This is a genomic window from Pseudobacter sp. (genome assembly GCF_051955275.1).
In the GTDB taxonomy this organism is placed as follows: domain Bacteria; phylum Bacteroidota; class Bacteroidia; order Chitinophagales; family Chitinophagaceae; genus Pseudobacter.
The window spans coordinates 1-11,696 of record NZ_JBQCGW010000135.1 but is presented as its reverse complement, the minus strand read 5'-3'; the positions used below and the strand labels follow the sequence as shown (position 1 = coordinate 11,696).

Below are 11,696 nucleotides of genomic sequence, written 5' to 3'. Positions count from 1 at the left end.
TCTCGCTATCACGCGTGCTACCCGTTATGGAATCTATGTTCAGCAGGGCGCCAATAACGCTTTCATCTGGGGCAACTATTTTGGAACAGACGTAACCGGCTCGGTAGGCGGACTGGGAAACAATGGTGCGGCCATTGCCGTAAATACAGGAAATGGTCCGGGCGGCAGCGTAACCACCGGTGTGGTGGTAGGTGTGCTGGACGATAATAACAATGATGCCAACGAAGGCAACCTCATCAGCGGTTCCACCGGTGGAAACAGTGAAGGTGATGGCGTCATTTTCTGGAACACACAGAATTCAACCATCGCAGGTAATATCATCGGTCTGGATAAAACAGGAGAGCTCACCGGTTTCGGAAATGCGCGTAATGGGATACTCCTCACCGTTACCTCCAACAGTAATACTGTTGGTACCAATGGTAATGGCGTAAGCGATGCACTGGAAGGCAATATCATCGGACGGAACAATGGCCGTGGTATTCTCAATTTCCTCAGTCATAATACCGTGATTGCCGGTAACCATATCGGTGTTACAGCCACTGAAAATGCGGCTCCCAATTCAGAGCAGGGTATTCACCTGATGAACAGTCATGATGTGCGTATCGGTACAGACGGTACCGGAGCCAACAGCGCTGTGGAAGCCAATATCATCGGTTTCAATACCAGTGATGGCATCAGGCTCACCACTGAAAACTTCTTCGGTCTCGGTGCAGGCTGGGCAGCCAATACCAACGACAATATCATTGCAGGCAATGCCATCGGCACCAACCTGGCCGGAACTCTCAATGCCGCTAACGGAGCCAGTGGTATCTTACTGAGTGCAACCTTCGATCCGTTCTCTGTTTCCAATAATATCATCGGTTCAAATAACAACGGCAGTGAAGATGCAGCAGAAGGAAACCGTATCGGTAATAACAATAACGGCGGTATCGTTGTGAATAATCCTGTGGTGGCCGGACTTACCCTCGGTAACAAATGGAGCCGCAACAGCATCTTCAATAACAATAACCTTCTGGGTGTTGATCTCGGCGCCAACAAGGTAACGTCTAACGATGATGGAGATGGGGATGCAGGTCCCAATAACCTGCTCAATTTCCCTGTGATCACGTCCGTTGCCGTTAGTGGTGGCAACCTCGCCATTCAGGGGTTCAGCCGCCCTAACAGCGTGATCGAATTTTACATTGCGGATGCGGGCCCCAACCCTAACCCGCTCGAGCCTGGGTATACCACTTCATTCGGAGAAGGCCAGACCTATCTTTTCCGTGGTCAGGATGATGCAACCCTGGATGCAGCAGATACGGAAACAGGCACCAGTGGCACTTACAGCCAAACGCAGGAAGGCACGGGCGCAGGTGGCGACCGCACCGAAGCGAGGTTCAGCTTCACTATTCCCATTTCTTCACTGCCCACCACTGTTACCGGCGGAAGCCGCATCACAGCGTTGGCCTACGTGAATGCAACGGGCGCGGGCGATGCTTCTGAATTCGGGCCGGTAAGCAGCATTGTTGCAACACCGGTGAGATTATTGAGCCTCGATGCAACGTTGAACAACGGAAAAGTGTACATCAAATGGAAAACTGCCGAAGAAATAAACAATAGTCATTTTGAGGTGTTGAAGGCTACTGATGGTGCTGCGTACAAATCAATCGGTACCGTAAGCGGCAAGGGAAGCAACAGCAGTTACCAGCTCATTGATAACGGTCCGGAAAAAGTGAATTTTTATAAGTTAAGGCAGGTGGATATCGATGGTGGTGTCACGGATTCAAAGATCATGGTGGTGCGTACAGACCTTGTGAATCTCACCATCAAGGCATCTCCTAATCCTTTCAACTCCGTATTGAACCTGAATTACAAGCTGGATAAGGAAGAGACGGTCCGCGTGAAAATATACCATTTCAGTGGCTCCCTGGTAAGATCGTACAACATAAAGGGAAGCGCAGGCGTTAATACAACCAGCCTTACAGATCTGGGCAACCTGCCCGCCGGAAATTATACCCTGGAACTTTCCGGAAATGGAATCAACCTGCGTCAACAGGTGATCAAACAGTAAAAGAACAAATAGAACAATAGGGTTAAGGGGGAGGTTTAACAAAGCCTCCCCCACTTTTTTACTGCCTTTGTATTATTTTTACGCGCCCGTTATAACGGAATGTCTACCAATAGCCCACTATACCATCAGTTCCAGCAAGAGTTCTCCCATTACTACGAACCTCTTTGTAATTACGCATACACCATCCTGAAAGAAGCGCATGCCTGTGAAGACATTGTGCAGGATATTTTCATGCATGTATGGGAGAAAAAACAGAACCTGGTGGGCGATGCGGGTCTCCGTTATTATCTCTTCACGGCCGTCAGGAACAATTGCCTGACCTGGCTGCAACGCAACAAAAGGTCAATTGTATCCCCGCTGACGGGCCAGGAACCACAGCAAGCGGCCCCGGACCTGTACGCTTCTGAAAAAGTGGAAACGGATTTCAATAGCCTGTTGCAATCAGCACTGGAAAAGCTTCCCCCGAAATGTAAAGAAGTATTTCTCCTGAGCAGGATGGGCAAGCTCACTTACCAGGAGATAGCTGTAACGCAGGGGATTTCCATTAAAACGGTTGAGAACCAGATGGGCAAAGCATTGAAAATAATGAGGAATTTCATCCGGGAAAAGCAGGTCTGGCTGCCTGTCATCCTGGTTTTCATATTTTATTCGCTTATCCAGATAGGGGTTCATTCCCGTTTCTTGTTATAGTATTTTAACAGATGGACGACCAGATAAACGATATAATCGCCCGCAAATTCCAGGGAACGGCTACTCCCCAGGATCTGACTGCTTTAGAGCAATGGCTTGCTGCATCCGACAGTAACCGGCATGAATTTGAACAGATGCAACTCATCTGGGAGAAAGGCGGAGAAATGTTCCCGGCCATTCCTTTCAATACGGCGGCTGCCTGGGATAAAGTGGACAATTCCATTCGCCGGAAGGAGAAGAAAGCCATGGTATTTCCTTTAAAACGCCTGGCGATTGCTGTAGCCTTCCTGGTTGCAGTCTTCACCGGATGGTATTTCTGGCGTTCGGGAGATGCTTCCATGCAAAAAATAATGGCTACCAAAGCCATGATGCCGGTCACCCTGCCGGACGGGTCATCCGTTTTTCTCCGGAAAGGCAGTACCATTGAGTTTGCAGCCAGCTTCGATGGCGCCGTACGTCGGGTGCAACTCAAGGGCGAAGCCTGGTTCCAAGTAGAACACAATGCAAAACAGCCTTTCCTGATATCAACCGATAATTCCACTATCAAGGTACTTGGAACTTCCTTCCTGGTGCATTCCACTGATAAGGCAGATGAAGTGATAGTTTCCTCCGGAAAAGTGAGCATGTCTGGTAAACACACCGAAGGCAGGCAGGTGATCCTCACTGCCGGACAAAAAGCTGTGCTCGCCAATGGCGAGCTGCTGCAGGAAACCGTTTCTGATTCCAATTACCTGGCCTGGAAAACAGGCTTGCTGGAATTCAGGAATACGCCCCTCGCGGAGGCCCTGGATGCCGTTGCAGATTACTACGACCTGCCCATTGTATTACCTGACACGCTTTTGCCGGCTGCGGAATTGATGCATATCAATGCCCGGTTCAGGGACCAGCCGGTTTCCGAAGTGCTGGAAGAGATCAAACTCGCCACCGGCCTCAGCACAAAAGAAGAAAATGGCCAGGTTATTTTTTTTCGCAAATAATAACTGAATATTCATAAAAAGTGCCATATTGCTCAGCCTAAAAGACCCCTGGTTCCCCAGGCTTTGGCATGAAGGATCTGCTTTTTACAATACTCGTCATCTTTGGATGCATGAGCTTCTCACAGCTGCATGCCCAGCAACGCATTCTCAGTACGGGTTTCATTCCCTCAAATAATAAAGGAAATATCCGTTCCTTCCTGGAAGATATCAATCATCGCAGCAATGTGATCATAGAATATTCCACTTCGGTTATTGATACAGGTAAGTTGATCGCTTTACAGGGAAATCCTTCCAACCTGGGCGCTTTACTTCAGCAGGTTTTGAAAGGACAACGTATCCGTGTGCTCGAAAGAAACAACAAACTCATCATTGCTCCCGCTCCTACGCCATTGCCCGATGATGCGCTGCTGGCCTGGTTTTCAGTCTTCGGATTCGTGAAAGATGAATCCAGCGGAGAACCACTCACAGAAGCCACCATCTGGGACCCGGTACACAAGCTCGGCGCGTACTCAAACCAGCATGGTTACTTCACCATCTCTCTGCCCGAAGGAAAACAGACCCTGCAGTTTTCCTATGCAGGATATTCTGCCAACCTGATCATTGTTCCGGACCTGCAACAGGATATCCGGAAAGATATAAAGCTCCAGCCGCTTCCTCCCATTGAAGAAGTGGTGATCTCCGGGGGGCAGCGGCAGAAGAAAGAAGGAGCCGACAAAGTGAATGCAGAAGATTATAACAATGTATTGGGCGAGCCTGATGTGTTGCGCAGCCTTTACCAGTTACCCGGTGTAAAGAACGTGGCCGATATCCCAAACGGCATCCTGGTCCGGGGTGGTAATCCCGGAGAAAATCTTTTCCTGCTGGATGGAAATCCTGTTTTCAATCCCATGCACCTGCTGGGCTCACTGCCTATCGTAAACAAAACGGCCCTCAAGAGCATGTATCTCTATAAGAGCAATTTCCCTTCCCGCTTTGGTGGCGGTCTCAGTTCCGTAATGGATGTGAATACCAAGGATGGAAATATGAAGAAATGGAAAGGTGAGATCAATGCCGGTGTGCTGGCAGGTTCCTTCACCATTGAAGGTCCCGTTAAAAAAGATAAGACCTCCATGATGCTCAGTTTCCGCCATACCTGGGTGAATCCTTTTCTCAGACTGATACAGCGGGGCGTGAACCTGAACTTCTATGACCTGCAGTTCAAGGCCACACATCTGCTTGGTAAGAAAGACAAGATCATGGTAAATGTTTATGCGGGAGATGATAACCTGGCGCTCAATGAAAACAATATCAACAACCGCCATCAATGGGGAAACAAGAATATGGCCATCACCTGGAACCGTGTGCTGGGGCCGAAAGCATTCGTGAATACCAGTGTCAATTACAGCAGTTACAGTAATATCGCGGGTTTCAAATATTCGTTGTACGACAGTTCCGGCGTGATGGTGCAGAACAAAGTGTACAATATATTCTCCAGCATCAAGCAATACAATCTCCGCAGTATGGTTGAGTTCACTCCTTCCAATAAGTGGCGAATGAATATGGGTGGAAAGATCTCTTATACTGATATCAAACCATTCACCAGGAATGTAACACAGGATTTCATCGATGATCCCGAAGAATTCAGCACTTTCCCCACCCTGTCGTTCCGCGAATATGTATTGTTCTGCGAGTCAGATATCAGGGTGAATAAACGGCTCAGTGTAAGGCCCGGCATTCACTTCTCCCATTATCGGTACAGCAATTTCAGTTTCAACAGCTGGCAGCCCAGGTTCTATGCGGCTTACAGACTGGATGCACATCAGCAGCTGAGTGTGGCGTGGAGCCAGATGGCGCAATACCTGCACCAGGTAACCAATCCATATATGGGCGTAAACAGTGACGCGTGGGTGCCTGCAACCGGTAAACTGAAACCGGAGCAGAGCAGGATGATCAACGTGGGCTATCTGTATCAGAATAAAAAACTGGGAACATTCAGTGCTGAATTTTATTACAAGAAACTCCTGAACGTTACCAATTATATCGAGGGTAAGAATCTCTTTCTCAACAACAGCAGCTGGGAGCAATCCGTGCAAACGGGCAAGGGATGGAGTTATGGCTCGGAGTTGATGTTCTTCCGGAAATCACCCAGATGGACGGCACAGGTCAGTTACACTTTGTCCTGGAACTGGCGTCAGTTCAGGTCTGTGAACAAAGGGGTGAAATTCCCGTTCAAATATGATCGCCGTCATGATCTCAGTATGGCTGCCTCCTACCTGGTAGGCAAACGCTGGAACCTGGCGGCACTCTGGACCTTCGCCACCGGCGATGTGTTCACGCTGCCGAGCAGCGTATATCCTGATTTTGATGATGCGCAGCAGATCAAAGATCCGATGGCTCCCGATGAATACAGGCTGATCTACCAGAATACAACAGCTAAACTTTACAGAACACCGGCTTATCACAGGCTGGATGTTTCAGCTGGTTTCCATCATCTGCTCAATAAAAAACTGCCGGCAAAAATGATCCTGGGAATTTACAATGTTTATGGAGCGCCAAGCCAGTACGTGTATGACCTGGAAGGAACATTGGGAAGAAGATCACTGGTGGTAACTACCAGGTACCAGTTCTTCAGCGTTACCCCTTATGTATCATACAATATCAGTTTCTGATGAGAATGACCTTGCAACGATATTATGTGTTCTTACTGATAGTACTGCTGGCTGGTTGCAAGAAGAATTTCTTCCCGGATACTGAAGAAGACGATAAGCTGGTGGTATTGTCTGAAGCAACGGCCGGAGATATAGTGCGCATTCCCGTGGCGCGCACTATCCGTGCAGGAAGTGGTAACCTGATCCAGTTTGAAAAGATAAACGATGCCACTGTGGTGCTGAGTGAGGAAAGCGGCGGTAAATGGTTGCTGCGTGCCGATAAATCGCAGCAGTCTGAAGGCAATCCCGCTTCCATCTTTTACATCCGTCAGTATTTCAAACCGAATACTACCTACACGCTTGAAATAAGTCATCCTGTACTTGGCAATGCGCGTGCCGTTACCCGTATTCCTGATCCCGTGCAGGTAATTACATTAGATACAAGCAGTGAACTGAGACAGGGTAAACCTGTTTTGCAGGTGAAACTGATACTGAAAGACCTGCCTGATCAGATCGAAGGATTTGTGATAGAAGCAGTGAAGCAGTTGCTGAAGATAAGAAAGACCTTCAATTACCAGGGTGTGAAGTACGACTGTGATACGGAAGAAGGAAAGAAGTTGTATGAAAAAGTTCAGCATGATCCGGCGGTGAAACTGCATAAAGACACGATCCCGCTGCAGAAATTCCTGCGCCTCAATTTATATTCCCGCGATCTGAATATCGAGAACCTGAAATTCGACGGATCCGATAATGCGTTCCGCCGCATCTTTCTTTCAGACGTAAATTTCCTGAACAACAGGTACGAGCTCACGTTCAGCATCGATAAGGAGTTCTTTGTAACCGGAAGGGATGAGCAGAAGGGAAGGGTGTTATTGCAGGTGAAGTCGGCCAGCAGGGAACTGTACAAATACCTGATTACATACGAGAAGTATAAAACAGATTTTGGTTCAATTCCCGCCAACCAGCTGTCTTCACCTGCGGGTAATGTGCAATTCGGCCTGGGTGTTTTCGGTGGGTCCACCCAGGTGGAGAAGATGTATTATTTTGATGATCTGTAACCTTTGTGGTTACAGTCCGTTCGGCATTTTCTTTTCAGTGCGGTTCTTCGCGAGGCCGGGGTCGATTTCGATGGCTGCATCACAAAGCTTCTGCCCTTTCTCCTTCTCTCCTTTCTTGATATAAGCCATACCGATCATGAAGATGGCATTGGCATTTTTTGCATCCACCGTCAGGATCCTGTCCCACATATTGATGGCATCATCCCATTTACCTGCTTTGTAGAAGGCATCACCGATAGTGTACATAAGCTCTTTATCGCCGGGCCTGTTCTTCAGCATCTGGTTCATGATCTCCATTCCTTTGTCGAACTGACCGGTATTGAGATAGGCGTTACCCAGGTTTTCCAGGTAATCGTTTGATTTCTTATAGCCGTTCTCTCCTGCTTTTTCAAACCAGTAAATCGCTTTCTTGTCGTCAGGAATGGCGTAGTAAGTAAGCCCGGCTTCATACATCCACTTTGCATTGGTGGGATCGCGTTCCAGCGCCTGTTCAAAGCATCCGGCTGCCCGTTTGTAATTGCTCATCTCCACAAATGCACGTGCGGCGATATAAGGTGTTTCTGCTTTCTTCGGATCGTCCTTGAATGCGAGTTCGCAATATTTCAGGGCTTCTCCATACTTTTCCGTTTCATAATTGGCTTTGGCCAGCAGGAAATTCACGGATTTAGGACTGTTCAGTTGCTTCATTCTTGTGGTGAGCCTTATCACATCATCCCATTTACGCAGGTTCACACTGAGTTCCGCCAGATTTTCAACAACGGTGAGGTTGTTGGGTTCGGCCCTTTCAACTGCCAGTAATTTTTCTCTCGCTTCCATATAGCGGTTCATTTCCTGCAATACAGCAGCAAGATCAATTTGCACCGATGTGTTTTTGGGATCGAACTGAGAAGCCTTGATGAGATTTTTTTCAGCTTCCTTGAAGCGCCTGGCCTGCTTTTCAGCAATGCCCTTCTGCTGATAGAACAGAGCGCTGTCTGCCTGGCTGTAAGTGGCTGCGGACAATAACAGCAACCCCGCCATTGTGAGGTACTTTCGCATGTTCTTGAATTGGTATTGGATCAAAAAAGGTTACGTGTAGCTGGTTACCCTATTACTACTGCTCCCAACGGCGGTAAATGTACGTTTATTTCGTAGAGCATCTCTTTTTTATCCACCAAAACAGTTAAAATCTCAGGATTGAAAACGTCGCCTGTTCCCCAATATTTTTTATCGTCTGAATTGTAGATTTCTTTCCACGAATCTTTTCCTTTTGTATAGAGTTTCCAGTCGCGACGCACCTCCGGTGTGAGGTTAAGTATTACCAGTATATCGTCTTCAGGATTTTTTCCTTTCCGTTTGTAGGCCACCACGCATTCGTCACGATGGTTAAGATCCACCCATTCAAACCCTACCTTGCTGAATTGGTTTTCATATAAAGCAGGCTCGTTGCGCAGCAGCAGATTGAGGTCACGGACAGCATCCTTCAATCCGGTATGGGACTCAAACTGCAGCAGTTCCCATGGCAGCTCTGATTTGTAATTCCATTCCTGTGTGGCACCAAACTCATTACCCATGAACAGAAGTTTTCCTCCCGGGTGGGTGAACATATAGGTGTAGAGTGTGCGCAGGTTCGCAAATTTCTGCCATTCATCTCCAGGCATTTTGTACAGCATCGGGCTCTTGCCATGCACCACTTCATCATGGCTCAGCGGCAGCATGAAGTTCTCGTCATAATAGTACATCATGCTGAATGCAAACTTATCCTGGTAATGGCTCCTGAAAAGCGGGTCCATATGGAAATAATCCAGGGTATCGTGCATCCAGCCCATCATCCATTTCATGCCGAAACCCAGACCGTCCTTCCAGGTGGGGCTTGAAACACCCGGCCAGTCAGTAGCTTCTTCGGCAATGGTCTGAACATCCGGAAAATCGCGGTAGATGGTTTCATTGAGATCGCGGATGAAGGCGATGGCTTCCAGGTTGCCATCACCACCATGTTCATTCGGTTCCCACTGCCCGTGTGTTCGCGAATAGTTCAGTTTGATCACGGAGCTCACAGCATCCACGCGAACACCATCGATATGAAAATATTCAAACCAGAAACGGGCGCTGCTGATGAGAAAGGATTTTACTTCGCCGCGTTTGTAGTTGAAAATATAACTGTTCCAGTCGGGGTGAAAACCTTTGCGCATGTCAGCATACTCATAAGTATGCGTGCCGTCGAACATGAAGAGGCCATGTGCATCGTAGGGAAAATGTGATGGCACCCAATCCAGGATCACACCGATGCCTGCCTGGTGCAATGCATCGATCATGGCCATGAATGCCTGCGGGTCTCCATACCTCGATGTGGGTGCAAAATAGCCGGTGCCCTGGTAGCCCCAGCTGCCATCGAAGGGATGTTCCATTACGGGCATGAACTCCACATGGGTGAAGCCCATTTCTTTTATGTAAGGTACTAAACGCTCACTGATCTGTGCGTAACTGTTATAAATTTCTTCGTTGTGTTTATTAGGGCGCATCCAGCTGCCGAGGTGCATTTCGTACACGCTCCAGGGAGCGTCGGAAGCATTGTGGGCACTGCGTTCTGCCATCCAGTCCGCATCCTTCCATTCATAATCCAGGTTCCAGGTGATGCTGGCTGTCTGTGGCCTCAGTTCCCAGAAATTGGCATAGGGATCACCTTTATCGAGCTTGCGTCCTTTGAATCCATGGATATGATATTTGTACACCTCACCCTTACGCATATGCGGAATGAAGCCTTCCCAGATGCCTGAGTTATCGGTGCGCACAATGAGCGGGTGCGCTTCAGTATTCCAGTGATTGAAATTTCCGATCACTGAAATGTAGGTGGCATTGGGCGCCCATACTGCAAAGTAAAATCCCGGGGTTTCCAGCACAGTAATCTCATGGGAGCCGAACAGGTCATAGAGCCTGTAGTGGGTGCCCTGCTGGTAATTGCGGACGTCTTCGTCTGTAAATAATGAGTAATTCCAGACCGGACGGGTGCTGTCGATAAAATGTAATTCCTCGTACTTCAAGGGTGATGCCATGGTACTTAAAGATACAGGAATTATCGTACCAATTCAGCAGTGGTCAGTGTCCAGGCAGGTACAGAAATGGAATCCCTGATGGAAAAAGAGTTTCCGCTGATGAGGTCCCTTGCATTACCGAAACCTTTCATGCGTTCCGCAAAGCGGGAGGCAGCAATGGTTTTGGTAGTATCGTTCGTATTCATGATGCAGAGAATGGTCTGCTTTTCATCGTAACGGAAATATACATATACGCCATCTTCCGGTACATATTGCATCATTTTTCCACTGGTGAGTGCGGAAGAATTTTTACGGAACTGCGCCAGTGTACGGGTGTAGTTGAGGAGATCATTCTCCGCAACGGTCCTGCCTGCGGCTGTGAACTTGTTACTGGAGTCGGCGGCCCACCCTCCCGGGAAGTCCTGGCGTACCAGCCCATCCGGATTTGCATAACCTTTCAGTAATATTTCCGTACCGTAATACAGCTGTGGAATGCCTCTGTAGGTAAGCAGCCAGGAAAGGCCCATTTTGAGTTTGGGAATATTCTCTTCCACTATGGAGTAAAATCGACTGAGATCATGGTTATCCAGAAAGATCACATTCCTCCGCGCATCCCTGTACACGAAATCTTTGGCGGCAGTACTGTATAGTTTGTTCACGCCTTCCGTCCAGCCAAAAGGCTGTGTCAGTGCGGGTGTAATACCATAAAGGTTCAGTTGGAAATCGGTTACACCGGGCAGGTTACTCCTGTACGGGATATCAATATGGCTTGAAGTAAAGAAGCTTTGATTGGTAACACCGTGTACCCAGGTTTCACCGAAGATATGCAGCTGCGGGTATTCATCCAGCAGCGCCTTATTGCATCGGTTCATGAAATCGAGGTCATTATAGGCATAGGTATCGATGCGCCATCCATCCAGTCCGAATTCTTCCGTGCACCAGATAGCATGCTGTATCAGGAAGTTTGCCATGAAGGGATTTTGCTGGTTGATATCGGGCATGGATGGTACGAACCAGCCATCGCTCATTTTCTTTTTATCAATACCCGCCGCATAAGGATCCATCAGCGTCTGGTCTTTGTAAGTGGTATTGGTATAAGTTGGCCAGAAATGGAACCAACTGCTGTCCGGCATGTCCCTGTACAGGAAATGTTCAATGCCCACATGGTTGTAAACCGCGTCCTGTATTAGTTTCATGCCTCTGTTATGAATGGCTTCTGCCAGACTGTGATAAGCTTTATTCCCACCGATACGCGGATCAACCCTATAATGGTCAGTAGCGGC

General features: G+C 48.2%; 8 protein-coding genes. 5 read left to right on the top strand and 3 right to left on the bottom strand.

What is annotated here, in order from left to right; translation table 11 throughout:
- The 5 genes from ACTHMC_RS11585 to ACTHMC_RS11565 form a co-directional block, all read left to right on the top strand.
- Positions 1 to 2,050, top strand: a 2,050-nt coding sequence (locus tag ACTHMC_RS11585; protein WP_440413282.1) for a T9SS type A sorting domain-containing protein, incomplete at its 5' end; no start/stop codon positions are given.
- A 99-nt stretch (positions 2,051 to 2,149) separates the two neighbouring features.
- Positions 2,150 to 2,740, top strand: a complete 591-nt coding sequence (locus ACTHMC_RS11580) for an RNA polymerase sigma-70 factor (protein WP_440413281.1) — start codon at positions 2,150 to 2,152, stop codon at positions 2,738 to 2,740.
- Between the two features lie 11 nt (positions 2,741 to 2,751).
- Positions 2,752 to 3,717: a FecR family protein gene (locus tag ACTHMC_RS11575; protein WP_440413280.1), complete on the top strand. Its 966-nt coding sequence runs from the start codon at positions 2,752 to 2,754 to the stop codon at positions 3,715 to 3,717.
- 110 nt (positions 3,718 to 3,827) lie between these two features.
- The gene (locus tag ACTHMC_RS11570) at positions 3,828 to 6,365 is read left to right on the top strand and encodes a TonB-dependent receptor (protein ID WP_440413279.1); all 2,538 of its coding nucleotides are present in this window, start codon (positions 3,828 to 3,830) and stop codon (positions 6,363 to 6,365) included.
- Positions 6,365 to 7,402 carry a DUF4249 domain-containing protein gene (locus ACTHMC_RS11565; RefSeq protein WP_440413278.1) on the top strand — a complete coding sequence of 346 codons (1,038 nt, stop codon included), beginning with the start codon at positions 6,365 to 6,367 and terminating at the stop codon, positions 7,400 to 7,402. Before ACTHMC_RS11570 ends, ACTHMC_RS11565 begins: the two co-directional genes overlap by 1 nt.
- Positions 7,403 to 7,411: 9 nt before the next feature.
- On the opposite strand, the gene ACTHMC_RS11560 is transcribed toward ACTHMC_RS11565, so the two are convergent.
- The 3 genes from ACTHMC_RS11560 to ACTHMC_RS11550 form a co-directional block, all read right to left on the bottom strand.
- Positions 7,412 to 8,440 (bottom strand): tetratricopeptide repeat protein, encoded by a 1,029-nt coding sequence (locus ACTHMC_RS11560; RefSeq protein WP_440413277.1) that lies wholly within the window; start codon positions 8,438 to 8,440, stop codon positions 7,412 to 7,414.
- Positions 8,441 to 8,484: 44 nt separating this feature from the next.
- Positions 8,485 to 10,434 carry a 1,4-alpha-glucan branching protein GlgB gene (gene glgB / locus ACTHMC_RS11555; protein WP_440413276.1) on the bottom strand — a complete coding sequence of 650 codons (1,950 nt, stop codon included), beginning with the start codon at positions 10,432 to 10,434 and terminating at the stop codon, positions 8,485 to 8,487.
- A gap of 20 nt (positions 10,435 to 10,454) precedes the next feature.
- Positions 10,455 to 11,696: alpha-amylase family glycosyl hydrolase (locus ACTHMC_RS11550; RefSeq protein ID WP_440413275.1), on the bottom strand; the 1,242-nt coding region annotated here is incomplete at its 5' end.